The sequence below is a fragment of the Leeuwenhoekiella aestuarii genome (genome assembly GCF_004104055.1).
Taxonomy (GTDB): domain Bacteria; phylum Bacteroidota; class Bacteroidia; order Flavobacteriales; family Flavobacteriaceae; genus Leeuwenhoekiella; species Leeuwenhoekiella aestuarii.
Genome location: NZ_QOVJ01000001.1, coordinates 850,909 through 876,326 on the forward strand (window position 1 = coordinate 850,909; position 25,418 = coordinate 876,326).

Below are 25,418 nucleotides of genomic sequence, written 5' to 3' on the forward strand. Positions count from 1 at the left end.
CCTACTTCTTGACGTGCTTTTTGACTAGTTCATAAGCTTCTGCAAGTGCTGTGTCTAGATCATTGTTCTCTATGATGTAGTCAAATTGTGGAGCTGTAGCAAGTTCTATGCTGGCTTTTGCAACACGCATATTAATGCGGTCTTCACTCTCGGTCTTACGTTTTTTGAGTCTTATCTTAAGCTCTTCAATACTTGGTGGCTTAACAAAAACAGCCAGAGTACGCTCGGGATATAACTTTTTAATATCTAAACCGCCTACCACGTCAATATCAAAAATCACATGTTTGCCAAGCTTCCATATGCGTTCTACTTCACTTTTTAAAGTTCCGTAGAAATTATCGCGATATACTTCTTCCCACTCTAAAAACTCATCATCTTTAATGCGTCTTTTAAATTCTTTGAGCGAGAGAAAATAATAATCTACTCCGTGCTTTTCATTAGGTCTTGCTTCGCGTGAAGCTGCAGAAATACTGAATTCCAGATTTAATTCTTTTTTTTCAAGAAGCCATCTTACGATGGTGGTTTTACCACTTCCGCTAGGTGCAGAAAAAACGATAAGTTTTCCTGTATCAGCCATTTTAAAGTACGTTTAGAAGTTGCTCTTTAATTTTCTCTAGTTCATCTTTCATGCGCACAACGATCTGTTGCATAGGAGCGTAATTTGACTTAGAACCTATTGTATTGATTTCCCGACCCATTTCCTGGCTTATAAAAGCAAGCTTTTTACCATTAGAATCTTCAGAATTTAGGGAGCTTATAAAATATTCCAGATGGTTGTTTAAGCGAACCTTTTCTTCGGTGATATCGTATTTTTCTAAATAGTAAGTGAGTTCTTGCTCAAAGCGGTTTTCATCAACTTCAGCTTTAAGATCGCTAACAGCTTTTGTAAGACGCTCACGAACTCCTTGCATACGCTCAGGATCAATAGTTATAACTTCTTCAAGATTAGAAGAGATGTTCTTAATGCGAAGTTCAAAGTCTTCTTTAAGTACCTTTCCCTCATCGGCACGGTATGTTTCTATTGCATTTAGAGCTTCATTAAGCCCTCCTAAAATAGTCTGGTATTCTTCTTCGTCAATCTCATCACGCTCTGTTTTTAAAGCGTCTGGTAAACGTGTTGCTATCTTAAGAAGTTCGATAGGTGCAGCGTCTGGAGTAACAGCTTGTAACTGCTTCATGTATTGTTTAACAACATCAGTATTGATAGAGCTGCTGGTTTCTTCGCCATTCAATTCAACATAGAGACTAAAATCTATTTTACCACGCTGTAATTTTTGAGCAACCAGATTTCTTAGTTCTAGCTCTTTCTCTCTGTAGAAAGAAGGTATTCTTGCATTGAGATCTTGGTTTTTACTATTTAGAGATTTGATTTCAATAGTAATTTTTTTAGTGGGAAGCTGGCTAACAGATTTTCCAAAACCGGTCATAGATTTAATCATGCGAAATATTTAAACGGTAAAGATAGCAAAACCTATCGGCTTGTTACCATGCTTACTATTTATCGTATAAATTAATAATCCCGTATACTTTATATACGGGATTATCTAGCTTTTATTAATGAAATAGACTACTATAATTTACGTACCCAGATATTTCTAAAACTTACAGGATTACCATGATCTTGTAATTTAATAGGGCCTTCACCGTGTGCAGGATTTTTAGGCTTTCCTATATACTCTGTGGTTCCTTTTATCTCGGTGTTATCTTGTACTAAAACACCATTATGCAAAACCGTTACTGTAGCAGATTTAGCCTTAGTTCCGTCAGCATCAAACTCCGGTTGATGATAAATAATATCATAAGTCTGCCATTGCTCTGTAGGTTTTGTAGCATTCACTAGCGGAATACTTTGCTTATATATAGCAGTTGCTTGTCCGTTAGAGTAGGTTCTGTTTTCATAGCTGTTAAGCACTTGAACTTCATATAATCCCTGTAAAAAAATACCGCTGTTTCCACGACCTTGACCTTCTCCCTCAATAACTTGAGGAGCTTGCCATTCTATGTGCAATTGCATATCTCCAAAACTCTCTTTGGTCTGAATATCTCCGGTACCACCTACAACTGTCATTGAACCATCTTGATTGATTTGCCAAGGCGCATTTACAACAGACTCTTTAGTGCTTTCCCATGCATCTAAATTTTTGCCGTCAAAAAGAACGATTGCATCAGAAGGAACCTCTTTATCGTTAAAAGAAACTACAGCAGGTTCTGGCTCCCACACTTCTGTAGCTTCAGGGTCTGTGATGGGAGCTTCTTCTGCTACTTTGGTGGTGTCTTCAGCAGTAGTGGTTGTCTCATCACTCTTTTTTTCTGCAGATTCATTACATGAAAAAAGCATACCTGCAACAAGAAATGGAAGGATTAGATTTCTATTCATAACTTAAAGTTTTTTAATTTTTATGTTTTTAAAAGAAACCTGATGCCCATGATCTTGTAAAGCAATAAGGCCAGTTTCGGCTTTGCCAAAAGCCTCCCAGTCTGCAAATTTAGAGTCAGCTACCAGTGCTTTCCATTCTTCGCCTTTTACCGGAAAAGTCACGACCTCTTCACCGTTCATTACAACAATACCTTTATTGTTATTGTAATCAATTGTGATCTCATAACTGTTCCATTCTCCGGCCGGGTTTACCACACCTTCAGGTGCAGCAATCATATCGTATAAAGCTCCTGAGCGGTGCGTGGTCCCTGCTTTTGAATCAGGGTGGCGCTCATCATCAAGAATCTGAATTTCAGGGCCTGTATAATACGGTTCATGATATTCAGGTTTTTCTTCAACAGACCACATGATACCACTGTTTCCACCTTCAGAGATCATCCAATCAAGAGATAAAACAAAGCTCGTATACTTTTCATTTGTTACCAGATTTTCGGTTCCTTCTCTGTTTTCTGCAGGTGTAAAAACTAAGGCGTCATCTACGATTGCCCATTGTGTTGGAGCTTCGCCATTATAAGCATGCCATTTGTCTAAATTACTTCCGTCAAATAAAACTTCCCAGTCGTTATCTTCAGGTTGTGTTTCTTCGGTAGTTGTTACTGCGACATCTTCAGTTTTAGATTCTTCTGCCTTTTCTTTACAAGAAGTAAAAAGAGCCATTGCAAGACCAACTGATAAAATTAGTTTTTTCATGATTTGTTTTAATTAATTCCTAAAATACGTTTCAATTTAGCTTCGTCAGTTTCTGCTCCTGCAAAATCATCAAAGGCTTTTTCTGTTGCTTCAATAATATGACTGGCGATAAACGGAGCGCCCTCTCGAGCTCCTTGCTCTGGGGATTTTATGCAGCATTCCCACTCCATAACGGCCCAAACGTCACAATTATATTCTGTTAATTTGGTAAAAATGGTTTTAAAATCTATCTGCCCATCACCCGGAGAGCGGTAACGACCAGCACGGTCTATCCAATCTCCGTAACCACCAAAAGCTCCTTTCTTTCCAGTAGAATTGAATTCTGAATCTTTTACATGAAACATTTTAATATGCTCGTGGTAAAAATCTATGTATTGAATGTAATCCAATTGCTGAAGCACAAAGTGACTGGGATCGTATAATATACTTACACGTTTGTGGTTTCCGGTAGCTTCTAAAAAGCGCTCAAATGTTACCCCATCGTGAATATCTTCTCCCGGGTGTACTTCATAACACACATCTACGCCTTGCTCGTCAAAGGCGTTCAGTATAGGCATCCAGCGATTTGCCAGCTCTTTAAAACCTAACTCTACCAATCCCGGTGGGCGCTGTGGCCACGGATGAAAGGTATGCCAAAGCAAAGCTCCACTAAAGGTGCCGTGAACATCTATATCTAGATTTCTACTGGCTTTAGCAGCACACATCAATTGATCTACAGCCCATTCTTGTCTTTTCTTTGGATTGTTTTTATAGCCATCTGGCGCAAAGTTGTCAAACATCTCATCATAAGCAGGGTGTACAGCAACAAGTTGCCCTTGAAGGTGCGTGCAGAGTTCTGTTATTTCTAGTCCGTAGCTATTTACTTTGCCTTTAAGTTCATCGCAATAGGTTTTACTTTCTGCAGCTTTTTTAAGGTCTATTAAGCGAGTTTCCCACGTAGGTATTTGAATTCCTTTATAGCCTAATTCGCTCGCCCATTTACACAAACCGTCTAAAGTATTAAACGGTTCTTTAGTATCCATAAACTGAGCAAGAAAGACAGCAGGGCCTTTAATGGTTTTCATAGTTGTTTGTATTTATAAATAAGCAAGCGCCTCATGGAGACGCTTGCTTTGAGTTTTGTTATTCTGTTAAGCTTACCCAAGCAGCATTCTTGTCATTAGAAGCAACAGCAGCATAAATAAACTGCATACCTCTTAGACCGTCATCAATGGTTGGAAAATCTGGTCGCTCACTAAAAGTTGCACCATCTTTTACTGCAAGTACCTCTTTAGCAAAGCTTCTGTAAATGGTAGCAAAACCTTCCAAGTATCCTTCAGGATGCCCAGGAGGAACCCGAGTGTATTCTGTAGATTCTGGGTAAGTACCGTTTCCTCCAGGCGTAAATATTTGCTTTGGCTTATCTAACCAGTAGGCTGTTAATTCATTGGGATTTTCCTGACACCAAGCCACACTACCTTTAGTACCGTAAACGCGAATGGCAAGATTGTTTTCTTCACCGGTTGCGATTTGAGAAATACTTAAAGTTCCTTTTGCGTTATCTTCTAAACGCAACAAAATATTACCATCATCATCCAGCACACGGCCGGCACCAAAACTGGTAAGATCTGCTGCAAGTTCCAGGATTTTCTTTCCGGTAATGTATTCGGTTAGATTTTCGGCGTGAGTACCAATGTCTCCAAGTGCACCGCCAATTCCAGATTTTTTAGGATCTACACGCCAAGAAGCTTGTTTATTTTCGGTTTCTTCTACAGCTGTAGACATCCACCCTTGCAGATATTGCACTACGACTTTACGAATATCACCCAGCTCTCCGTTAGCAACCATCAAGCGAGCTTGTTTCACCATTGGATAACCGGTGTAATTGTGAGTTAGAGCAAAAACTTTTCCGCTCTTTTTTACCGCTTTTTGAAGCTCAAAAGCTTCTTCCAAACTTAAGGTAACGGGCTTATCACAAATCACATGAAAACCTTTTTCTAGCGCTAATTTTGCGGGAGGAAAATGCATATGGTTTGGGGTCACAATAGACACAAAATCCATACGGTCTGATTCAGGAAGTATGGCTTCTTTTTCAATCATTTCCTCAAAGCTTTTATAAGCACGCTCTGGAGCAACACCTAAAGCTTCGGCAGATTTTATACTGCGTTCCGGGTTGCTGCTAAAAGCTCCACAAACCAGATCAATCATTCCGTCAATTCGAGATGCACGTCTGTGTACATCGCCTATAAAAGAGCCCTGGCCGCCACCGACCATTCCCATTTTTAATTTTTTCATCGTTATACTTTTTCGCCTTTATATTCTATTTTTTCATTTTTAAATGCGATCAGGAAGAACACAAATACTAGCGCAGCAAAGCCCGCAGGATATAACCAAATTGTCTTCCAATCGTGTATTTCTCCCACAAGATAATTATCTGTGATCTGGCCTGCAACCCAAAACCCTATTAACATTCCTACTCCATAAGTGGCTAGTGTTATAAGTCCCTGAGCAGCACTCTTGTTGCTCGATCCTGCTTTAGAATCTGTATAAATTTGTCCTGAAACAAAGAAAAAGTCATAGCAAACTCCGTGTAAAGCAATCCCAATTAAGAGCATAAACGAAAGTTCATCTGCGTTACCAAAAGCAAATAATACATATCTAATAACCCAAGCCAACATCCCGAAGAGTAAGGTTTTTTTGATGCCAAAGCGTAATAGGAAAACAGGGATTAGAAGCATAAACAATACTTCAGAAATTTGTCCTATAGATTGTTTAAGCGTTGGATTTTCCATTTGCAGTTCGGTTAGGAACGGATTAGTATTTTGATAGTAAAAGGCTAATGGAATACAGATTAAGATTGATGAAACAAAGAAAATTAAAAAGTTCTTATTCTTAAGCATGGTGATAGAGCTCAATCCTGTTTTTTCTAAAATAGATTGATTTTCATCGGATTTAATAGGTGGTGTTTTAGGTAATAAAAAGCTGAAAACTCCTAAAAATGCTGAAGCAATGGCAGTCATCGTAAATGTATTGCTTAATAGTCCGTCTTGAATTCCGCTTTGTGAATCCCAGCCCAAAAGACTAATTATAAAACCTGCCACAATCCAGCCTACGGTCCCAAAAACACGAATCCATCCAAAATCTTTTGATGGGTTGTTCATTTGCCTAAAGGCGACAGAATTTACTAAAGCCAAAGTAGGCATATAAGCAATCATATAACCTAAAACGTAAGGATAGAACACAGCAAAATCTGTGGCCTGGCTCATTTGATACATTAAGTAAGCACCAACTAAATGTAAAACGCCTAAAATACGTTCTGCATTAAAAAATTTATCAGCAATAAGCCCTATAATAAAAGGAGCAATGATTGCCCCCCAAGACTGTGTAGAGAATGCCATTGCACTTTGTGCTCCGGAAGCCTCTAAATTGTTTCCTAAAAATGTTCCTAAGGTTACAAACCAGCCTCCCCAAATAAAAAATTCGAGGAACATCATTAGTGATAATTGAAATCGAACAAGTGGTTTCATGTATTTATTTTAGTGATTATTTTAAGTTTTGAGCAGTCTTGATTAAAAGCTCTTTAGTAAGCAGTATTCCTTCTTCTGGAGTATGATTTTCTCCTTCATATTCTACACCTATAAAACCGGTGTAGCCGGCATCTTTTACGATTTGTAGAATTTTTGTAAAATCCATTGATGTTTCTTCACCAGCCTCATTGAAGTCATAGGTTTTAGCACTTACAGCAAGAGCTTTAGGCATCATTTCTTCTATTCCCTTGTATTTATCGTATTCTTTTACACAAGGAGCATCCCACATTTCACCATTTTTCCGTTCTATACAGAAGTTTCCAAAGTCTGGTAACGTACCGCAGTTTTCTTTATCAATGGTATTGATGACTTCCATAAGTAGTGCTGCATTTGACGAATACCCGCCGTGATTTTCTACGGTGACCTCAATGTTTTGAGTTGCGCCGTAATCTGCGAGCTTACCCAGACCATCAATAGCACTAGTTTTCCAGATTTCTTTATCTGCAGCACCGATGAGATTTACGCGAATGGCATGACAGCCTAAATATTTTGCGGCATCTACCCATTTCTTATGATCTTCTACTGCCTGATTACGCTCAGATTCTGACGCTGCTGCCAGATTACCTTCACCATCAACCATAATGAGTACATTTTTTACCTCAAATTCTTCACTTTTAGCTTTCATTTTAGGAAGAATAGAATCAAGTGCAACCTGATCGTTTTTGTAAGTTTCCATCAAAGGAGTATACAGTTGACTTACATATTCAATACCTTCAAAACCCATTTCGTGAGCCTTTTCTGCGAAATCTAAGGGGTCCATTTCTCCGCTTCTTATGGCTTCATTAAGCGACCATTGGGCCAGAGAAATTTTGAAAAAAGGTTGTTTTTCGGCTACTACAACGCTTTCATTTGTATTTTTTTCAGTTTTTTTTTCGCTTTTACACGATAAAACAGCTACCGAAATTAGAGCCGCCAATACGAGTTTAATGTTCATTAAATTAGCAATTTAGGTTGTTTGCGAGGGATTGCTGAAACGTGCGAACCCCCTATAAATATATAAGTTCTCTAAATTATACTTTTTTTGGTTTACCTAAAAAATAACTTAAAATTTATATATTTGATAGCATAGGCTAGATTATTTTATTAAAAACTAAATAAAAGTGAGTAGTATTAAACCTGAAGAAATGTACGATGCCATTGTGGTGGGTACAGGAATTAGTGGTGGCTGGGCTGCCAAAGAATTGTGTGAAAACGGACTAAAGACTTTAGTTCTTGAGCGGGGGCGTATGGTAAAACATATTGAAGATTACCCGACTATGAATATGGATCCCTGGGATTTTAAATTTAAGGGGCAACCTACTAAAGAGGAAGAGGCTAAACAATTTAAGCAAGCCCGTACCGGCTATACTACAAACAAGGCTCACAGCCATTTCTTTGTAAATGACTTAGAACATCCTTATAACGAAACTAAGCGTTTTGACTGGATGCGTGGTTACCACGTAGGGGGTCGCTCTATTATGTGGGGACGTCAGAGTTATCGCTTGAGCGATATAGATTTTGAAGCAAACAAAAAAGAGGGTGTAGCTGTTGACTGGCCCGTGCGTTATAAAGATATCTCCCCTTGGTATGATAAAGTTGAAGAATACATTGGGGTAAGTGGTGAAAACTTAGGTCTGCCACAGTTGCCTGATGGTAATTTTGGCCCGCCAATGGAGCTTAACTGTGTTGAAGAACACCTTAAGAAGAACATGGCGCAGAATTATAAGGATCGCTTGCTTACAATAGGACGTACAGCGCATATAACATATACAGATAAAACATTTGAAGGGCGTTCTGCTTGTCAATACAGAAATCGCTGTATGCGTGGGTGTCCTTTCGGGGCTTATTTTAGCTCTAACTCATCTACCCTACCAGCTGCAGAACGTACCGGTAATATGACGTTAAGACCATTTAGTATTGTAAGTGAAGTTATCTATGATGATAATACAAAGCTTGCAACGGGAGTTAAGGTTATTGATGCTGAGACTAAAGAAGAGATGATTTTTAATTCAAAAATTGTTTTCTTGTGTGCCTCAGCAATAGCTTCAGCATCTATTTTAATGCAATCTAAGTCAGATCGTTTTCCTGAAGGATTGGGTAATGATAGTGGAGAGTTAGGACATAATATTATGGATCATCATTTCAATGTAGGAGCATCTGCAAAATTTGATGGCTTTGAAGATAAGTATTATAAAGGTCGCCGTGCTAACGGACTTTACATCCCTAGATTTAGAAATGTAGGTGGAGATTCTGATCAACCTAACTTTAAGCGAGGTTATGGATATCAAGGTGGAGCAAGTCGAGGAGACTGGACTGAGGCGATCTCAGAAATGAAATATGGAGAGGATCTTAAGAAAGCTATTTCAGAACCGGGAGGTTGGACTATAGGTATCAATGCTTTTGGTGAATGTTTGCCTTACCATGAGAATAAAATGACGCTAGATTATGATAAAGTAGATAAGTGGGGGTTACCAACTATTACTTTTGACGCTGAATGGAAAGAGAATGAGTGGGAGATGCGTAAAGATATGAAGCAGCAGGCAGCAGATATGTTGACTAAAGCAGGCTTTAAAGATGTGCAGACTTATGATAATCCGGGTGCACCTGGTTTAGGTATTCACGAGATGGGAACTGCTCGTATGGGTAGAGACCCAAAAACTTCTGTGCTTAATGGAAATAATCAACTGCACGCTGTACCTAATGTTTATGTTACAGATGGTTCTTTTATGACTTCAGCAAGTTGTGTGAATCCGTCATTAACTTATATGGCATTTACAGCAAGAGCAGCTAATCATGCGGCAGAACAATTTAAAAACGGAAAATTCGCTTAATTATGAAAAGAAGACAAGTATTAAAAAATATAGGTCTGGGCGCTGGTTATGTAGCCGTTGCTCCAGCAGTTTTTAACTTATTACAAAGTTGTAAGAGCGAACCAAAAAATGAATGGCAACCTGTTTTCTTAAATGTTGCTAACGGTTTTGCATTGACTCAGGTTTTAGATGTAATTCTACCAAAGAGTGATACTCCCGGAGCATCAGAATTAAATATAGCTCAGTTTATAGACAGTTATATGGATGAGGTTGCTGGAGATAAGCAAAAAGAAGAATTTAAGTCTGGAGCTAACGCGTTTGCATTAAGCTTTAAAGAAAATTTTGATAAAGAATTAAGCGACGGAGAAGCTGAAGATTTTGAAAAAGCTGTCGCTAAATATTTAGGCGCAGATAAAGAAACTCGAGATGCTTATGTAAAGCGAATTTCAGAAACTCAGGATCCTGATGCTCCTAAAGCAGATTTTGATGCACACGCCGGTTCTTTTGCATATCTTAACGCTGTAAGAGACTTGGGTATTTGGGCTTGGAAAAACAGCGAGGCTGTGGGTGAGAATGTACTCTGGTATGACCCGATTCCGGGAGCTTATATAGGCTGTTTACCAGAATCTGAAGCTGGTGGTGGTAAAGTAATGTCTTTATAATGAAACGCAGAAATTTTATACAGAAAGGAGCCTTAAGTGGTTCCTTTTTGGCTTTAAATGGGCCCAAGCTTTTTGCGATGCAAGAAGGTTTAGGTGCTGATCCTTATCATCAATTCAATTTAAATTATGCTCCCCATTTAGGGATGTTTAAAAATCTGGCAGGCGATGACCCTATAGATCAGTTAAATTTTATGGCAGATCAGGGCTTTACTGCTTTTGAAGATAATACTATGCGTGATCGCTCTGTGGCTTTGCAACAACAAATGGCAGATGTGATGCAAAAACGTAGCTTACAAATGGGTGTTTTTGTAGCACACAAGATATATTGGACAGAGCCTAACCTTACAAGTGGAAAAAAGGACAAACGCGAGGAGTTTCTAGCAGACATTAAAGCTTCTATAGAGGTTGCTAAACGTGTAAATGCAAAGTGGGTTACCGTTGTGCCAGGTTATGTAGATATGACGCAGGATATCAATTATCAGACGGCTCACGTAGTAGAGAGCCTAAAGCAAGCTGCTGCTTTATTAGAGCCTCACGGAATCATAATGGTTTTAGAGCCTCTTAACTTTTACAATCACCCCGGATTATTTTTAAAAGAAAGTCCACAAGCATATCAAATTTGTAAAGCGGTTGATAGCCCTTCGTGTAAGATACTTTTTGATGTGTATCACCAACAGATTCAGGAAGGAAACTTAATTCCTAACATTGATGATGCCTGGGATGAGATCGCATATTTTCAAATGGGAGATAATCCCGGAAGAAAAGAGCCTACTACCGGTGAGATCAATTATAAAAATATTTTTAAGCATATTTATGAAAAAGGATTCACCGGAGTTCTGGGTATGGAACACGGTAACTCTATGCCCGGAGCAGCAGGAGAACAGGCTGTCATAGATGCTTATGTAAGCTGCGATAATTTTCTATGAAAAGAACTTCCTAACCAAAAAGAGACTTCATTTGAAGTCTCTTTTTGGTTAGGCCTATTACGTTCTAATCTTTCTTCAGGTCTAAATAGACTCCATTAGTCCACCCAAAGCCATCCTGTGTGGGGTATTCGCCGCCACCGGCGACGAGGGTAGTGTCTATAACATTGTATTTTTCGAGCATTTTACCGGTGCGTTTATAAACCCGGTCATTAAGGTGTAACCACCTCGTGCTTATTTCTTCAGCTAAATTATTAAACCCATATGTTTGAAGTCCGCGTACCGCCAGCCATTGATGCGGAGGCCACCCGTTAGGACTGTCCCATTGTTGCTTGTTGTCCACCAAAGACGTTACGAGTCCGCCCGGCTTTAAAAATTGAGCTTCTAAAGTTTTGCTCACGGCTTCCGCTTGTCGAGGAGATGCAACTTTAAAATAAAGTGGATAAACCATCGCTAGTGAAAGAGTAGGTGAAACCGTTTCTGAAGCTAAATTATAATCTACATAAGTGTTTTTTGAGGCATCCCATAAATAAGCGTCAATCGCATCTTTACGATCAGAAGCAGCCTTTACCATTTGCTCTGCACCTTCAGTATTATCATTAAATCTACGAGCTTTAGCAAGAGTTTCCTCAAGGTTATACAGTAGTGCATTTAAATCTACCGGAATGATATCTGTAGTTTGAATGGTGGCAATATCATCAGGGTCTGCAAACCATCTGCTGCTAAAATCCCAACCGCTCTCACACGCCGCCGAAATATTTAAATATACTTCTGAAGCTTTACGGCCTGACTCTTCAGCTGTAGTAATATCTTCAAGATAGCTCTCTGCTCTTGGCGTTTGTGTATTGCTAAAATACCTATTGAGAATATGGTCGTCAGCTAATTTTACAACACGACCTGTAGCTCCTTTTTCGGTTAACGCATTGGCACCTTTCATCCAGAATTCATATTCTTTTTCTAAAGCATCTTGATATTTTAGATAAACGGTTTTCTCATCTTTAATACCGGCAAGAAGATTTACCATTTCGGCAAAAAATGGTGGTTGAGATCTACCTAAATAATAGGTTCGGTTTCCGTTAGGAATAAAACCAATAGTATTTATTTGATATGCAAAGTTATCAAGTATATTCTCTATCAATTCGATTTCACCAGCTTCTTTCAGCCCTAAAAGAATAAAATAACTATCCCAATAATATACTTCTTGAAAGCGACCTCCCGGAACAATATAAGCATTGGGTAAGGCAATTCTCGAACCATTTTCTACGGCATCGGCATCTCGTTTTAAATACGACCAGAGTGCATTAATGTGTTCGGTAGTAGAACGTGTAGTGTCTGACTCAAAATTTGAAGTGGGTGTTCCAGGCAACGTGAAATATTCTAAAACAAAAGATTTAAGGTCAAACCCTTCCTCATCTTTATGGGAATTATATTCTTTTAGAATCTCTTCTGATGGAATTTTAGGTTCGCAGTCTACAAAAGTCTTTCCGTCAGGAAAAATACGACTGGTCTGCACAGCCACAAGTAAATCTCCGTACCGGTCTATAGGGTTGAGATCTTTATCAGGAAAATTTACAACCCGATCTGAAGCATCAGTTTGTGATTCATTTTTACAAGAGGAAGCAATAAGTACCAATAATAGGGCGAGTATTTTAAAATAATTAGTGACCATGATTTTTACTTTTTTAAGCTGAAAACGCCCAAAAATTAATCACTTCAGATAACTTTTGGGCGTTAAATTATATTTGAAAAAAAGTGTTTACTCTACGATAAACTTTCCTTTCATCACACTATAGTGACCAGGGAAACTACAGATAAAATCATAAGTACCGGGCTCTGGAGCGTCAAATTCTATTGTGTCAGATTGACCACCACCTAGCATTTTTGTGTGTACAATTACAGCATCTGTACCTTCAGGGATATAACCATTATCACGTGCAGCAGAAGCTTTAGCTCCAAAAGCAGGAATCTCAGTCCCCATAGTTAAAAGCACAAAGTTGTGTCCCATAACTTCTACTGGTTGTTTGCCGGTGTGACGTAAGGTAAGTTTTACTTTTTTACCTGCAGGAACGCGTATTTCATTTTTATCAAATTGCATCATATCTGTCGCAAGAAGAACAACCTCAGTCACATTCTCGTCAGATTTTTTTGCACTTGAAGACGAAGAAGAACTTGCTCCAATTTTTACAGATTCTTTTTCTTCTTTCTTTTTGTCATTGCCGCAATTCACTAAAATTAAGGAAAGCGCAAAAAGAAGGGTGATTTTTAAAGTTTTCATTAGTATTTATTTAGGTAATTGCTAATATACACAAGATATAAGCGCACTGCAAGACTTATCTGAGGCTCTTTTCTTTTTTGTGTGAATTAAAAAAATATAAGGTTCTTTTTTCATTATAACTAACTTCATTTGAGGTCATAAACCCTACGTGACCTCCAAAAGCAGGCATTTCTAAATAAAGGTTTTTATTCTGTTCTGCTTCTTTTTTAGGGTAACATTTCTCCTTTAAAAATGAATCGTCAAGGGCATTAATGATAAGCGTAGGGATGTTTATATTCCCTAAAAACTGCTTACTGCTGCTTTTTTTATAATAGTCTAGCGCATTCTCAAAACCATTGGCAGGTGCTGTGTACAGTTCATCAAAAAGCAAAAGGGACTTTATTTTACTTTTGTTTTCTTTGCTCAATTCGTTAGGAAATACTTTTAACTTTGCATTGTATTTCTTCTTGAGATCTTTAAGAAAGGACCACCGATAAACCCAGTTAGTTCGCTGTTGTAATGCTCCTAAAGAATCATAAAGATCAACAGGTGTAGAAACAGCAACGGCTGCTTGTAATAGGTCAGGTCGTTCTCGGTTTTCACCTAAATATTTTAAAATGATATTGCCGCCTAGGCTAAATCCGCACAAGTAGATTGCTTTGTATTTATTTTTTGAGACAATATAATTAACGACATCCGCAAGATCCTCAGAAGCACCGGAGTGATACGAGCGAACTTTTGTATTGTCTTCTCCACTGCAACCCCTAAGATTAATAGAAGCACAGTCATAGCCATTCTGATTTAAAATGCGTGCTGTACCCTGCATATAAGGTCTTCTGGCGTGTCCTTCAAGACCGTGAACGATTATGGTAATTTGAGAGCTTTTTTTCTCGTTTTGCGAAAAACTAAAGTCTACATCTAGAAAATCCCCATCACTTAGGGTGATGCGCTCCCTGTTGTAAGTAACACCTTTTATACGTCGTATTTTTGCCGCATAAATGGTATTAAAGTGACCGTTTGTAAACGGAGTTTTAGGTTTGTATGTAGATGAGACAAGGGGCATTAATACAATATTTCTCCTTTTGGTTTTATTGATTTTGGTAAATCTTTCTCATTGAGCATATCGCGTAGATCTATCTCTATGGTGCGGCACAGTGCAGTCATAGGTACGTCATTTGCCTTGCCCTCAAAAGGATCTTCACTGTTGTCGCCTATATATTCCATTGTAGTGAAGATCCACATTATAAGAATAGTGAACGGAATCATTTGCAGGAATAAAATTGAAATTTGCTGTGAAGGATGTACTGAATCTGTTACATGAATTTCAAAAATATTGAGTAAACCTAGCGGAAGTAAAAGCGCAAAAATCCATGTAAATAGTTTAGAGAAGTAACCGTATTGTCTGGGGAACGGCGTGTTTTTAATACGCTCGCACATTCCCTGAAAATCATAAAACTTAGCCAGAGCCTCTTGAAGTTGCATTTCTTGAAAACCATCTATCACCTTGTCTTTTCTGAGACGCTGAATGATTAAACTTTGATTTTTTATAAGATGCGTTGCCGGGTTTTCTCGTTTTTTAATTTCTTCATATTCATCCTGTCCTACAAATTGATAGGCTTGGTTACTTTCAATATTCCGCTCTGCATGACGATCAAACAGTCGCTCTACTAATGCACCTTCTTGTAGTGTCCAGGAGCGTGGCTGACGGAGTTGTACACGTAACGCATTGAGCCAGGCGATATGTCGGTAAATCAAATCTCTTTTAATTTCTTTTTCAGCCTCTTTATCTTCAAAATCGATAAGACTCAATACCCGTATTCCCCAAGTACGACTCCAGTTTACAATCATTCCCCAGATCTTTCTTCCTTCCCAAAAACGATCATAACTTTGACTGTTTTTAAAACCTAGATAAAAAGATACCGCAATACCAATTACGGTTAATGGTTCAAAAGGAATATCTATAAATTCCCAACCCAGATCGTGATACAGGTAAAATATGACAAGTGAATAAATAAGGAAAAATACGAGGTTTTTCCAGGTATAGCGTAGAATAAGCTTCCAGCTAATATTTCTTTTGATGAGCATTGGTGTTCTTTTGTTTTTAAAGATACTTTGAATGTACAGAATAGCAGAACTATTAAGGTAATTTTAAAATAGTATGCACGCACAGTACTTTTAGGTATCTTTGTTTTCTAATTGAGAAACTATGTATACTAAAGAATTTGAGATACGCTGGAGTGATATAGATGCTAATAGACACCTTGCCAATAGCGCTTATATCAATTTTATGAGTCATACCCGAATGGCTTTTTTGATGGAAAACGGTTTTGGACAGCAACAAATGGCAAAACACAGTATAGGTCCGGTGGTTTTTTATGAGCATATGTATTATTTTAAAGAAGTATTTGCCGGGAAGCCGGTGCGTGTTACACTTCAGTTAAAGGGTATTTCAGATGACGGAATGTATTTTGAATTTGTACATAACTTCTACGATTACAAAGGCCGAAATTTTGCTAGTTGTGAAATGATGGGAGCCTGGATTGATTTAAAAGAGCGTAAGCTCATCGCTTTACCAGAAGAACTCTATAAAAACCTCTCATCTCTAGATCATACTGATGATTTTAAAATCATTACTAAGGAGGATACGCGTAAATTTGGTAAAAAGCCGAAAGATCTAGACTAAGTTATTTTTACTAGATAATTGAGATCTAAATTTTCTGAGACTGGCCCGAAGTCAAAAGTTGTCTTCTTTTAATGACTTTTGGGCTTTTCAAAAGTTGTCTTGTTTCGGGTAGAAAGGTAAACTCCGGCAAAAATTAAAAGAGCTGCTCCCGCTCGTACTGGTGTTATTTTATCTGCGCCTACCAGCATAGCAAAGATCACGGCAATTACCGGTTGTAAGTAAATAAATGCTCCTACGGTAGACGCTTTGAGCGTTTTTAATGCATATAAGTTGAGTAAATAGGTAGAAAAGGTTGTCCCCACAACTACAAAGATCATAATCCCTATTGCGCGAGGCGGAAGCTCTAACCAGTCTACATCTGTAAATTCTGATAATGTGAATGGAAGGTTTAAGACTACACCGGTTAGAAAGAACCATTTCATCAAAGTAATGGTTGAATATTTTGAGGTAATGGGCTTTACGAGTATGAGATAGACGGCATAGGTGCCCGCATTTACAAAAAACAGTAAATTCCCTAGCGGAATATTAGGAGCATTAGGTTGTTCTGAAGCTCCAAATAACACCAGAATCAATGCGCCAAGCATTCCGGTAAAAATACCAACTGTCTTTACCCAGGTTATTTTTTCTTTTAAAAAAAGGGCTGATAGAATCAAAAGAATAACCGGACTCAGCGTGATAATAACTGAACTGTTTATAGGAGTTGACAGGCTCAATCCTTTAAAAAAAGCAAGCATATTTACAAACATCCCAAAGACAGCACATCCCAGAAATCGCCAGTAATCAGCGCGATCTACTTTTTCTGATTTTGTAAAAATACTTATCGACCAGAAGAGAACAGAGGCACCCAGTACGCGTAATAGAATAAAACCATAAGCGCCTATATAGTCAGGCATAACACCTTTAGCAAGTGTATGATTAATACCGTAAATAGTACTGGCTCCTGTTGCTGCAGCAAGTGCAAGCATGCGCTTGTTCATAAATCTGTTTAAGAATGTATAGCCTCTTTTGCCGCTGCAACCGTCTTTTTGCTGTTGCCTATAAAGATCTGATCATTATTTACGATCACTGGTCTTTTTAAAAACGTGTATTGCTCCAGAATAAGTTCTGCAAAATCATCTTCACTGAGATTCTCATTATTCAGATCTCGTTCTCTATATAGACGAGCACGTTTATTAAATAAAGCTTCGTAGCTATTGCTTAAATTATAGAGTTGGTCAAGTTGCTCTTCAGTAATAGGGTCTGTTTTAATATCCTGTTTGATAAACGCAGAAGGTAATTCGATCTCATCCATAATTCGTTTACAGGTATCGCAAGTCGACAGGTAATATATTTTCTTCAAAACAACAGATTTTAAAATTTATAATTACTTAAAAAATTCAAGCTGTGTTTTGCTTTTTAGAAACACAGTTTACGGCTGCAAAGTAATTGCTTTTCGTTGTAAAAAGGTATTTTTGACTAAAATTAAACAGATGGCATTCACTTTTGACTACGCTTTAAAAATCACTTATAAAACTCGGGTAATCTTAAAAAACTACCTCGAGACAATTTCTCTCGAAGATTTAAACAAAATACCACAGGGCTATAACAACACTATTTTTTGGAATATAGCACACCTTGTGGCTACACAGCAAATACTGGTTTATAAGTTCTCAAATGTGCCGGTATTAGTTTCTGAAGAGATTATTAATAAATACAGAAAAGGCACAAAGCCTGAAGCAGATGCTTCTCAGGCAGAAGTAGATGAGATAAAAGAATTGTTATTCACTACGCTAGATCAAACTGCAAAAGATTATGAGGCCGGTGTCTTTAAAACCTACAATACCATTACCACATCAATGGATAGTACGTTGAGTAATGTTGAGGAGGCAATCTCGTATAACAATTTCCACGAGGGGATTCACTTAGGTTCTGTCTTAGCTTTACGTCACGCTATAGGTTTGGTCTAAGGTATTTTTGAACTTCTGTAATAGGGAATTCTAAAATAATCTGACCATCTGCATAGGAGGCAATTTCGTAAGGATTGTAAATAAGTATGATCTTATCGTCTTTAAACCCTATGTTTTCAGGTAAAGAAAAAGTGTCATTTTCAAAAAAGTAACCGCTGCTGTTGATATTTTCACCTTCAGAAATACCTTTTTGATTTCTAAATTGACCTTCGGTAAATTTTAAAAAACCGCCTTTATCGGAGAATAAAGCTTCTTTAGAAAGTTGCTCGTGGGTTTCTTTATCAAAATTGATGTAGGTGGTGCTGCCATAACCGTGTGCTCCACCCCAATAGGAATAGTTGTCAAAAATGATACTCAATACATTTTCACTCTCATAGCTAATTTGAGACTTACTGTTTATTTCATATTCAATAGCAGCTTCGGGAAAATCATTGCGGTAAGCACGATAGCTGGTGATGAAGTTTGCTAACGCCTGATCTAATGTTTTGATATTTTGGCTGTCATCTGGTGAAATAGTAAGTGTATTCACAAGCACCTGTTCAATGGCTTTATTAATCGTATCAGAAAAATTATCATTACCGGAGGCAGTGAGTTTTTCGATTTTGATCACAGGACACATTCCTTTGTCGCAAGCGTCTAAATTTTCAGGATTATAGGTTTTAGTATCAAATACTAACGGAGTTTCTTTTTTTTCACAACTGATAAGTACAACAATAATGGTCAGTATTGAAATGATTTTCTTCAAGGCAAATATGGTTTTGGTGTTAAACAAAGAATAAAGGTACAAGCAATTTTGGGAATAGGTTTCTTGCTTCCTACATTTACGAATAGATTTAATGAAAGATTAAGAATTATGAAATTCAATACCAAAACTATTCACGGTGGTCAACACAATACAGACCCTGCATACGGAAGCGTGATGCCTCCTATTTATCAAACGTCAACTTATGCGCAGTCTACTCCGGGTGGTCATAAAGGTTTTGAATATTCGCGAAGCGGAAATCCTACTCGTAAAGCTCTAGAAGATGCTTTAGCCAGTTTAGAGCATGGAGCGTTTGGGCTAGCTTTTGGCTCTGGTCTTGCTGCAATTGATGCGGTTTTGAAGATGTTTAAACCAGGAGATGAGATCATATCTACTAATGATTTGTATGGGGGGTCTTACCGCTTATTTACTAAGATTTTTGAAGATTTTGGTCTTAAATTTCATTTTGTAAGCATGCAAGATACCGCTGCAATTGAGTCTGTAATCACAGATAAGACTAAGTTGATTTGGGTAGAGACGCCAACTAATCCAATGATGAATATTATAGATGTCGAAGCGGTTGCTCAAGTTGCTAAAGCGCACAAAATCCTATTGGCAGTAGACAATACTTTTGCGACGCCTTATTTACAACAGCCGCTAGATCTGGGAGCAGATTTGGTTATGCACAGTGTTACAAAATATTTGGGTGGTCATAGTGATTTGGTAATGGGCGGTCTCATTGTAAGAGATAAAGAGCTTGCAGATAAGTTGTACTTTATTCAAAATGCAAGTGGAGCTGTTTGTGGTCCCCAAGATAGTTTTTTGGCCCTTCGCGGAATTAAAACGCTACATGTGCGTATGCAACGTCATTGTGAAAATGGAAAAGCAGTTGCTGAGTTTTTAAAGAATCACCCTAAGGTAGATAAAGTATATTGGCCGGGTTTTGAAGATCATCCTAATCACAATATCGCAAAAAAGCAGATGAAAGATTTTGGAGGAATGGTTTCATTTACAACAAAAAAAGATTCGCTTGAAGGCGCTGTTGAGGTTGTTGAAAAATTAAAAGTATTTACGTTGGCCGAAAGTTTAGGCGGTGTAGAAAGTCTTGCTGGCCATCCTGCGAGTATGACGCACGCCAGTATTCCTAAAGAAGAACGTCAAAAAACAGGAATAAAAGATTCCTTAATACGTTTAAGTGTAGGTATAGAAGATGCAGAAGACCTTTTAGCAGATTTACAACAAGCTTTAGATTAGGCTGTACGTTCTTAAAAATTCAGATAATAGATGTAGCCAATGTTTAGCCATGCGATAGAATCATCGTATTTGTTAGGTGGGTAAAATTCAGGATCAGGGTTTAAGCCGTCTACCCAGTTGGAGTAATATTTGTGATATCTTAATTCTAAATTGATATCACTTAATGTAGTGAGTTTGTATCGAATGCCCACACTACCGGTTAGCGCCCAAGTCGTTCCTGAATCATCACTAATACCGCCTAATTCGCCACCATCGCCTATTAAAAAGCGGTCAAAATAGATATCTTCTGGAGAAGCTCCGGGTACATCTTGTACTGATGAATATTTAGGTTTGAAAGAAACAAAGTGTGCTCCGAGGCTAATATAAGGTGCGATTTTATATCCGCCTGCTTGAAAATCCCGTATGCTTAATGGGAAATACTCAAGCTGCATTCCGAGTTCAAAAACGAGAGAACTTCCTTTGTGATCTCTTAAGTCTTGACCTTCTGGAGTATCTTTTTGAGCTTCAACGCCCTCGTGAGTAAAAGGAGTATAATGCAAATCTGCTTCAGAACGCAGTTTAAAATGATCATTAAAATAGCGATCTCTGGTATAGCAATTACAATCTGCTCGATAAGAGAAGTTGAAGTAATGCACGATACCTACACCTAAACCTTGATTATTTATATTAGTATCAAAATTGTTTCTAAGTCCAAAATCAGACTGAAAAAGAAGTGGACCCGCAATTACACCGATTTCGTTAGAAAAAGCAAGTTGTGCCTTACCGGCGAAAGGTATTGTCAGGCAGAGTGTTAATACCGAAACTAGAATTCTGGTATTCATTAGGTTTGGGGACTTAAGATGCAACAAATATAGTAAAATTGAAGTTTTAATCTAAAATTGCTCGCGCACTACAACTTTAATGATAGATATAATAAAAACGAAGTGTCAATATTAAGAATTTCTAAAAATTAGACACTTATTTTTATCAATATCATATATTTGCATCGCCAAAGAGCAATAAAAATTATAAATTCAAAAAATATTATAATGACAGATAGCATTAAAAACTTTGTTGATTCTGTTGCGAAAGCTAATCCTAACGAGCCTGAGTTCATTCAGGCTGTACAGGAAGTAGCAGAAACTGTTATTCCTTTTATAGAAAAAAATCCTAAATATCAGGGTAAAAAGCTTTTAGAGCGTATGGTAGAACCAGAGCGCGCTATTTTGTTTAGAGTGCCTTGGGTAGATGATAAAGGAGAAACTCAAATCAATAAAGGATATCGTGTTGAATTTAATTCTGCAATAGGCCCTTATAAAGGTGGTTTGCGTTTTCATCCTTCTGTGAACTTAAGTATTCTAAAATTTTTAGGTTTTGAGCAGGTATTTAAAAACAGCCTTACTTCATTGCCTATGGGTGGTGGTAAAGGTGGTTCTGATTTTAACCCTAGAGGTAAAAGCGATGCTGAGGTTATGCGTTTTTGCCAGAGTTTTATGACAGAATTATACCGTCACATTGGCCCAAATACAGATGTTCCTGCCGGGGATATTGGTGTAGGTGGTCGGGAGATTGGCTTTATGTTTGGCCAATATAAACGCATTAAAAATGAATTTACCGGTATTTTAACCGGAAAGGGTCTTTCTTACGGCGGATCTAAAATTCGTCCAGAAGCTACGGGTTATGGTAACGTGTATTTCACTAAATATATGTTGAATAACATCGGTGAAAAGCTAGCAGGAAAGACAGTTGTAATTTCTGGTTCTGGTAACGTGGCGCAGTACGCTGCAGAAAAAGCAACTCAACTTGATGCAAAAGTGGTGACGCTTTCTGATTCTGATGGTTTTATTTATGACGAGGCTGGGATAAGCAAAGAAAAACTCGCGTATATCATGGAAATCAAAAACGAGCGTCGCGGTCGTATTAAAGAATATTTAGATAAGTATCCTGAAGCAGAGTTTCACGAGGGGAAAGCGCCTTGGGGAATTAAATGTGATATCGCTTTGCCTTGTGCAACTCAAAACGAACTGGATAAAGAAGATGCAGAACTGCTCGTTAAGAATGGCGTTATGGCTGTAGGTGAAGGGGCGAATATGCCTTCTACACCAGAGGCGATTGAAGTTTTCTTAAAAGCGAAGATCTTATTCTCTCCGGGTAAAGCTTCTAACGCAGGTGGCGTCGCAACATCAGGATTAGAGATGTCACAGAACAGTATTCGCTATAACTGGTCTGCAGAAGAAGTAGATAAAAAATTACACGAGATTATGTATGACATTCATAATGCTTGTGTAGAATATGGTAGACAAGAAGATGGATTCGTTGATTATGTAAAAGGTGCGAACGTCGCAGGTTTTGTAAAAGTTGCAGACGCGATGCTTGCTCAGGGAATTGTATAATAATTTCATTTTTATATCAAGAATTAACTTAAGGCTTCGGTAATTAACGAAGCTTTTTTTATATCATAAATTGTACTTTTAACTGCTGTGCTAAATGCATTTTATGAAAAACAGAATCTTAGTTTTACTGTTTTTGATTTTTCATCTTTTTCAGATGAAGGCGCAAGACTTTGGTCAAAATTGGACAGGTTATTTCTCATACAATACCATAACAGCTGTAGCAAAAGGAGACACAAAAATCTATGCCGCCGCTCAGAATTCAATATTCAGTTATGAGCTTGCTACAAACAAAATTGAAACACTTTCTACTATAAACGGGTTAACGGGTTCTGCCATTAGTACCATTCATTTTAGTGAAAGCACAGGTATTCTTTTTGTGGGTTATGTTTCGGGAGTGATTGATATTGTACGACCAGATAGATCAGTTTCAACCGTTGTTGCTATACGTGATAAACCAGTGATCCTTCCGTCAGAAAAAATAATCAACAGCTTTACCGAATTTGAAAATACCCTATACATTGCTACAGGTTTTGGGATTTCGCTATTTGACTTAGCGCGTTTAGAGTTTGATGATTCCTATTTTATTGGGGATAATGGTACGCGTTTAAACATTATTCAAACAGCAATATATGATGAATATATTTATGCGGCTTCTCCAACGGGAGGTTTGAGAAGAGCTTTAGCCACTGCACAAAACCTGATCGATTTTAATAATTGGGAAACTGTAAATGCTGGCAGTTGGCTTGGAATTCAAACTTTACAGAATGGTCTTTTTGGAGTAAAAGGAGATCAAACCTTGCAGCAATATGATGGAAATACCTTTAATACGATTGCAACTTTTGAGTCTGTACCGGCATTGCTAAAAGCATCAGGCAATTCGTTAGCAATCATTTTTCAAAGTAGAGTTTTGATTTATAATGATACAGGTATTTTGAATACATCAGTTAATACACTTGCAGAATATCCGGACACTTACAACACAGCATTGGCAGTGGATGGACAAATTTACTTAGGAACGCAGTCTAATGGGCTTCTGATCACTTCAGAAACTAATACCACTAGCGCTTTGCAGATTTTACCAGACGGTCCTTTACGCAACGATCCGTTTAATATTGAAGCGGCACCGGGGCAACTTTGGATGGTTTATGGTGATTATTCTTCTACTTACAATCCGTATCCTTTAAAGCGCCGCGGAGTGAGTCATTTAACCGAAGAAAACGGATGGTATAATATTCCTTTTGAAGACTTACTCAATACAAACAGCATCACAAATATTACTTACAATCCGGCGGATGTTAGTCAGGTTTTTATGAGTTCGTACAACGCCGGACTTCTTGAAATTTCAGAAGAAATACCGGTACAGTTGTATGATGAAACGAATAGTGGGCTGAGTGATATTTCTATTAATCCTACAGATGTGCGTATCAATGGAGCTGCTTTTGACCGTAATGGCACCCTGTGGATGACAAACAGCTTAGTAGAAAATGCTTTGGCACGTAAAACCGGAAACCAGATCGCAGGAATATCTGTCGCTGATGTTTTACCAGATTTTGATCAGGTAAATGGATATTCAGAACTCGTTATAGGGAGGTTAGGAACTATATATTTTGGGTCTTCAAATCGCGGATTGATAGCATACGACCCTAATACAAATAGCTTTCAACTTTTAAATGCAGAACGTTCAAATCTACCTTCAGATAACGTGCAGACTTTAGCAATTGATGCAAACGGTACGTTATGGATTGGTACGACTTTAGGGCTTCGTATTTTAATCAATCCGGCGCAAGTTTTTGAGAATGCAGAGTTGCAGACGCAACCGGTGATCATAGAAGAGAACGGTGTTGCTTTAGAATTACTCAACGATCAGGTTATACAAACGATTACCGTAGATGGTAACAATAATAAATGGATAGGAACGGTAAACAGTGGTGTGTTTCAGTTCAGCTCTAATGGTAAGGAAACCTTACAACAGTTTGATCGCTCCAATTCACCGCTTCCTTCTAATACGATACAGGATATTAGTATCGACAATGCATCTGGTGAAGTTTATTTTGCAACTCCATTAGGATTGGTCTCATTTTCAGGAACTGCGGTAAGTGCACAAGAAACTTTAGAAAATGCACGGGTATTTCCCAATCCCGTTCGCCCTGATTTTAACGGGCAGGTTACTATTGATGGCTTAACAGATCGGGCAAATGTAAAGATCACAGATTTGAATGGTAATCTGGTTTATGAAGAAGTTTCGCAGGGTGGAAGCATTCAGTGGGATACTACAGCTTTTGGAAGGTACAAGGTAAGGTCTGGTGTTTATTTTATCTTAATTACTGCCGAAGATGCCGTTGAGACTAAAATCGTTAAATTGATGATCATTCGCTGATGTTAGTCAATACTAAAGCCATTGTGATTTCAGCATTAAAATATGGCGAAGCAGACCTTATCGTGCGTTGCTTTACAGAAGAAGCCGGTGTTAAATCATACATTTTAAGAGGTATTTTAAAGTCAAAAAAAGGAAAGCTTCGTACTGCCATGTTTCAACCGGCAACCCAGTTAGAGCTTGTTGCGATGCATAAAGATAAAGGTACGCTTGAGAGCATCAGAGAGGCAAAAGTTATTCAGCCTTATGTTAGTTTGCATACTGATATTTTAAAGTCGAGTATGGTATTGTTTCTTTCTGAAATGTTGCGTAACGCAATACAGGAGGAAGAAGAGAACCGGGGGCTTTATGCTTTCTTAGAGCATGCTTTTCTTTGGCTTGACCTGCATCAACAGACGGCTAATTTTCATTTATTTTTCTTGCTGGAACTCACTAAATATTTAGGGTTTTACCCAGACACTTCTGCGATTGAAAATGCACATTTTAATCTAGAGACCGGCACATTTGAGCCTGTTGAGCGTTTTTACAGTATTTCTGAAGAAAATTTACAAACACTAAAAGCCTTATTGGGTATAAATTTTGATGCACTTTCTGATGTAAAACTCAATCAGAAAAGGCGTGCAGACTTTGTAAATATGCTGTTGGCCTATTATGAATTACATTTACACGGCTTTAAAAAACCTAAATCACTGGCTGTTCTCAGTTCACTTTTTAACTAACTCTAAT

25 protein-coding genes are annotated in these 25,418 nt (G+C 38.0%); 9 read left to right on the forward strand and 16 right to left on the reverse strand.

The window, feature by feature from the left end:
- Window position 1: 1 nt before the first annotated feature.
- The 8 genes from gmk to DSM03_RS03855 form a co-directional block, all read right to left on the reverse strand.
- A complete protein-coding gene (gene gmk, locus DSM03_RS03820; RefSeq protein WP_128759684.1) occupies window positions 2-577 on the reverse strand; it encodes a guanylate kinase in 576 nt (191 codons plus the stop codon).
- Between the two features lies 1 nt (window position 578).
- A complete protein-coding gene (locus DSM03_RS03825; protein WP_128759685.1) occupies window positions 579-1,439 on the reverse strand; it encodes a YicC/YloC family endoribonuclease in 861 nt (286 codons plus the stop codon).
- A gap of 131 nt (window positions 1,440-1,570) precedes the next feature.
- Window positions 1,571-2,377 carry a 3-keto-disaccharide hydrolase gene (locus DSM03_RS03830; RefSeq protein WP_128759686.1) on the reverse strand — a complete coding sequence of 269 codons (807 nt, stop codon included), beginning with the start codon at window positions 2,375-2,377 and terminating at the stop codon, window positions 1,571-1,573.
- Between the two features lie 3 nt (window positions 2,378-2,380).
- Window positions 2,381-3,127 (reverse strand): DUF1080 domain-containing protein, encoded by a 747-nt coding sequence (locus DSM03_RS03835; protein WP_128759687.1) that lies wholly within the window; start codon window positions 3,125-3,127, stop codon window positions 2,381-2,383.
- 8 nt (window positions 3,128-3,135) lie between these two features.
- Entirely contained in the window at window positions 3,136-4,191 is a 1,056-nt protein-coding gene (locus DSM03_RS03840) for a sugar phosphate isomerase/epimerase family protein (protein WP_128759688.1), read from the reverse strand.
- A gap of 58 nt (window positions 4,192-4,249) precedes the next feature.
- Window positions 4,250-5,401 carry a Gfo/Idh/MocA family protein gene (locus tag DSM03_RS03845; RefSeq protein WP_128759689.1) on the reverse strand — a complete coding sequence of 384 codons (1,152 nt, stop codon included), beginning with the start codon at window positions 5,399-5,401 and terminating at the stop codon, window positions 4,250-4,252.
- A 2-nt stretch (window positions 5,402-5,403) separates the two neighbouring features.
- Window positions 5,404-6,633 carry a nucleoside permease gene (locus tag DSM03_RS03850; protein WP_128759690.1) on the reverse strand — a complete coding sequence of 410 codons (1,230 nt, stop codon included), beginning with the start codon at window positions 6,631-6,633 and terminating at the stop codon, window positions 5,404-5,406.
- Between the two features lie 16 nt (window positions 6,634-6,649).
- Entirely contained in the window at window positions 6,650-7,627 is a 978-nt protein-coding gene (locus tag DSM03_RS03855) for a sugar phosphate isomerase/epimerase family protein (RefSeq protein WP_128759691.1), read from the reverse strand.
- Between the two features lie 190 nt (window positions 7,628-7,817).
- On the opposite strand from DSM03_RS03855, the gene DSM03_RS03860 reads away from it, so the two are divergent.
- Genes DSM03_RS03860 through DSM03_RS03870 form a run of 3 tightly spaced genes read left to right on the forward strand, consistent with a single transcriptional unit; the run spans window position 7,818 to window position 11,070 of the window.
- Window positions 7,818-9,503 (forward strand): GMC oxidoreductase, encoded by a 1,686-nt coding sequence (locus DSM03_RS03860; RefSeq protein ID WP_128760096.1) that lies wholly within the window; start codon window positions 7,818-7,820, stop codon window positions 9,501-9,503.
- 2 nt (window positions 9,504-9,505) lie between these two features.
- Entirely contained in the window at window positions 9,506-10,144 is a 639-nt protein-coding gene (locus DSM03_RS03865) for a gluconate 2-dehydrogenase subunit 3 family protein (RefSeq protein WP_128759692.1), read from the forward strand.
- Complete coding sequence (locus DSM03_RS03870; protein ID WP_128759693.1) at window positions 10,144-11,070, forward strand: hydroxypyruvate isomerase family protein; 927 nt, start codon at window positions 10,144-10,146, stop codon at window positions 11,068-11,070. Before DSM03_RS03865 ends, DSM03_RS03870 begins: the two co-directional genes overlap by 1 nt.
- Before the next feature lie 64 nt (window positions 11,071-11,134).
- On the opposite strand, the gene treF is transcribed toward DSM03_RS03870, so the two are convergent.
- The 4 genes from treF to DSM03_RS03890 all read right to left on the reverse strand — a co-directional run bounded on the left by treF (window position 11,135) and on the right by DSM03_RS03890 (window position 15,406).
- Window positions 11,135-12,736 carry an alpha,alpha-trehalase TreF gene (gene treF, locus DSM03_RS03875; protein ID WP_128759694.1) on the reverse strand — a complete coding sequence of 534 codons (1,602 nt, stop codon included), beginning with the start codon at window positions 12,734-12,736 and terminating at the stop codon, window positions 11,135-11,137.
- Between the two features lie 87 nt (window positions 12,737-12,823).
- On the reverse strand, window positions 12,824-13,342 hold the full coding sequence (locus tag DSM03_RS03880) for a plastocyanin/azurin family copper-binding protein (protein ID WP_128759695.1): 519 nt from the start codon (window positions 13,340-13,342) through the stop codon (window positions 12,824-12,826).
- A 55-nt stretch (window positions 13,343-13,397) separates the two neighbouring features.
- Window positions 13,398-14,384 (reverse strand): YheT family hydrolase, encoded by a 987-nt coding sequence (locus DSM03_RS03885; protein ID WP_128759696.1) that lies wholly within the window; start codon window positions 14,382-14,384, stop codon window positions 13,398-13,400.
- Window positions 14,384-15,406, reverse strand: coding sequence for a bestrophin family protein (locus DSM03_RS03890; RefSeq protein WP_128759697.1), 1,023 nt, complete (start codon window positions 15,404-15,406; stop codon window positions 14,384-14,386). The genes DSM03_RS03885 and DSM03_RS03890 overlap by 1 nt, the downstream gene beginning before the upstream one ends.
- A 121-nt stretch (window positions 15,407-15,527) precedes the next feature.
- Here DSM03_RS03890 and DSM03_RS03895 point away from each other — a divergent pair, with 121 nt between their 5' ends.
- Window positions 15,528-16,004 (forward strand): acyl-CoA thioesterase, encoded by a 477-nt coding sequence (locus tag DSM03_RS03895; RefSeq protein WP_128759698.1) that lies wholly within the window; start codon window positions 15,528-15,530, stop codon window positions 16,002-16,004.
- Between the two features lie 68 nt (window positions 16,005-16,072).
- Here DSM03_RS03895 and DSM03_RS03900 read toward each other — a convergent pair whose 3' ends face one another.
- On the reverse strand, window positions 16,073-16,981 hold the full coding sequence (locus DSM03_RS03900) for a DMT family transporter (RefSeq protein ID WP_128759699.1): 909 nt from the start codon (window positions 16,979-16,981) through the stop codon (window positions 16,073-16,075).
- A gap of 8 nt (window positions 16,982-16,989) precedes the next feature.
- Window positions 16,990-17,343 carry an arsenate reductase family protein gene (locus DSM03_RS03905; protein ID WP_201740398.1) on the reverse strand — a complete coding sequence of 118 codons (354 nt, stop codon included), beginning with the start codon at window positions 17,341-17,343 and terminating at the stop codon, window positions 16,990-16,992.
- A gap of 130 nt (window positions 17,344-17,473) precedes the next feature.
- On the opposite strand from DSM03_RS03905, the gene DSM03_RS03910 reads away from it, so the two are divergent.
- Window positions 17,474-17,950 carry a DinB family protein gene (locus DSM03_RS03910; RefSeq protein WP_128759700.1) on the forward strand — a complete coding sequence of 159 codons (477 nt, stop codon included), beginning with the start codon at window positions 17,474-17,476 and terminating at the stop codon, window positions 17,948-17,950.
- Here the strand turns inward: DSM03_RS03910 and DSM03_RS03915 are convergent.
- Window positions 17,934-18,695: a DUF3298 and DUF4163 domain-containing protein gene (locus DSM03_RS03915; RefSeq protein WP_128759701.1), complete on the reverse strand. Its 762-nt coding sequence runs from the start codon at window positions 18,693-18,695 to the stop codon at window positions 17,934-17,936. The genes DSM03_RS03910 and DSM03_RS03915 overlap by 17 nt on opposite strands.
- A gap of 63 nt (window positions 18,696-18,758) precedes the next feature.
- Here DSM03_RS03915 and DSM03_RS03920 point away from each other — a divergent pair, with 63 nt between their 5' ends.
- Entirely contained in the window at window positions 18,759-19,946 is a 1,188-nt protein-coding gene (locus DSM03_RS03920) for a cystathionine gamma-synthase (RefSeq protein WP_262707728.1), read from the forward strand.
- Between the two features lie 11 nt (window positions 19,947-19,957).
- Here DSM03_RS03920 and DSM03_RS03925 read toward each other — a convergent pair whose 3' ends face one another.
- The gene (locus tag DSM03_RS03925; RefSeq protein ID WP_128759703.1) at window positions 19,958-20,767 is read right to left on the reverse strand and encodes a THC0290_0291 family protein; all 810 of its coding nucleotides are present in this window, start codon (window positions 20,765-20,767) and stop codon (window positions 19,958-19,960) included.
- A 207-nt stretch (window positions 20,768-20,974) separates the two neighbouring features.
- Here DSM03_RS03925 and gdhA point away from each other — a divergent pair, with 207 nt between their 5' ends.
- The 3 genes from gdhA (at window position 20,975) to recO (ending at window position 25,411) form a co-directional block, all read left to right on the forward strand.
- Window positions 20,975-22,318, forward strand: coding sequence for an NADP-specific glutamate dehydrogenase (gene gdhA / locus DSM03_RS03930; RefSeq protein ID WP_128759704.1), 1,344 nt, complete (start codon window positions 20,975-20,977; stop codon window positions 22,316-22,318).
- 103 nt (window positions 22,319-22,421) lie between these two features.
- Window positions 22,422-24,695, forward strand: a complete 2,274-nt coding sequence (porZ, locus tag DSM03_RS03935; protein ID WP_161567048.1) for a type IX secretion system anionic LPS delivery protein PorZ — start codon at window positions 22,422-22,424, stop codon at window positions 24,693-24,695.
- Window positions 24,695-25,411: a DNA repair protein RecO gene (recO, locus tag DSM03_RS03940; RefSeq protein ID WP_128759706.1), complete on the forward strand. Its 717-nt coding sequence runs from the start codon at window positions 24,695-24,697 to the stop codon at window positions 25,409-25,411. The genes porZ and recO overlap by 1 nt, the downstream gene beginning before the upstream one ends.
- Window positions 25,412-25,418: the final 7 nt, after the last annotated feature.

Bases quoted from the DNA above. Each gene is read 5' to 3' on its own strand.
- DSM03_RS03895 (WP_128759698.1), top strand. From the start codon at position 15,528: ATGTATACTAAAGAATTTGAGATACGCTGGAGTGATATAGATGCTAAT.
- DSM03_RS03850 (WP_128759690.1), bottom strand. From the start codon at position 6,633: ATGAAACCACTTGTTCGATTTCAATTATCACTAATGATGTTCCTCGAA.
- DSM03_RS03880 (WP_128759695.1), bottom strand. From the start codon at position 13,342: ATGAAAACTTTAAAAATCACCCTTCTTTTTGCGCTTTCCTTAATTTTA.
- DSM03_RS03855 (WP_128759691.1), bottom strand. From the start codon at position 7,627: ATGAACATTAAACTCGTATTGGCGGCTCTAATTTCGGTAGCTGTTTTA.
- gdhA (WP_128759704.1), top strand. From the start codon at position 20,975: ATGACAGATAGCATTAAAAACTTTGTTGATTCTGTTGCGAAAGCTAAT.
- DSM03_RS03825 (WP_128759685.1), bottom strand. From the start codon at position 1,439: ATGATTAAATCTATGACCGGTTTTGGAAAATCTGTTAGCCAGCTTCCC.
- DSM03_RS03865 (WP_128759692.1), top strand. From the start codon at position 9,506: ATGAAAAGAAGACAAGTATTAAAAAATATAGGTCTGGGCGCTGGTTAT.
- DSM03_RS03870 (WP_128759693.1), top strand. From the start codon at position 10,144: ATGAAACGCAGAAATTTTATACAGAAAGGAGCCTTAAGTGGTTCCTTT.
- DSM03_RS03910 (WP_128759700.1), top strand. From the start codon at position 17,474: ATGGCATTCACTTTTGACTACGCTTTAAAAATCACTTATAAAACTCGG.
- DSM03_RS03900 (WP_128759699.1), bottom strand. From the start codon at position 16,981: ATGAACAAGCGCATGCTTGCACTTGCTGCAGCAACAGGAGCCAGTACT.
- DSM03_RS03925 (WP_128759703.1), bottom strand. From the start codon at position 20,767: ATGAATACCAGAATTCTAGTTTCGGTATTAACACTCTGCCTGACAATA.
- recO (WP_128759706.1), top strand. From the start codon at position 24,695: ATGTTAGTCAATACTAAAGCCATTGTGATTTCAGCATTAAAATATGGC.
- DSM03_RS03845 (WP_128759689.1), bottom strand. From the start codon at position 5,401: ATGAAAAAATTAAAAATGGGAATGGTCGGTGGCGGCCAGGGCTCTTTT.
- DSM03_RS03840 (WP_128759688.1), bottom strand. From the start codon at position 4,191: ATGAAAACCATTAAAGGCCCTGCTGTCTTTCTTGCTCAGTTTATGGAT.
- treF (WP_128759694.1), bottom strand. From the start codon at position 12,736: ATGGTCACTAATTATTTTAAAATACTCGCCCTATTATTGGTACTTATT.
- DSM03_RS03860 (WP_128760096.1), top strand. From the start codon at position 7,818: ATGTACGATGCCATTGTGGTGGGTACAGGAATTAGTGGTGGCTGGGCT.
- DSM03_RS03890 (WP_128759697.1), bottom strand. From the start codon at position 15,406: ATGCTCATCAAAAGAAATATTAGCTGGAAGCTTATTCTACGCTATACC.
- porZ (WP_161567048.1), top strand. From the start codon at position 22,422: ATGAAAAACAGAATCTTAGTTTTACTGTTTTTGATTTTTCATCTTTTT.
- DSM03_RS03830 (WP_128759686.1), bottom strand. From the start codon at position 2,377: ATGAATAGAAATCTAATCCTTCCATTTCTTGTTGCAGGTATGCTTTTT.
- DSM03_RS03835 (WP_128759687.1), bottom strand. From the start codon at position 3,127: ATGAAAAAACTAATTTTATCAGTTGGTCTTGCAATGGCTCTTTTTACT.
- DSM03_RS03885 (WP_128759696.1), bottom strand. From the start codon at position 14,384: ATGCCCCTTGTCTCATCTACATACAAACCTAAAACTCCGTTTACAAAC.
- gmk (WP_128759684.1), bottom strand. From the start codon at position 577: ATGGCTGATACAGGAAAACTTATCGTTTTTTCTGCACCTAGCGGAAGT.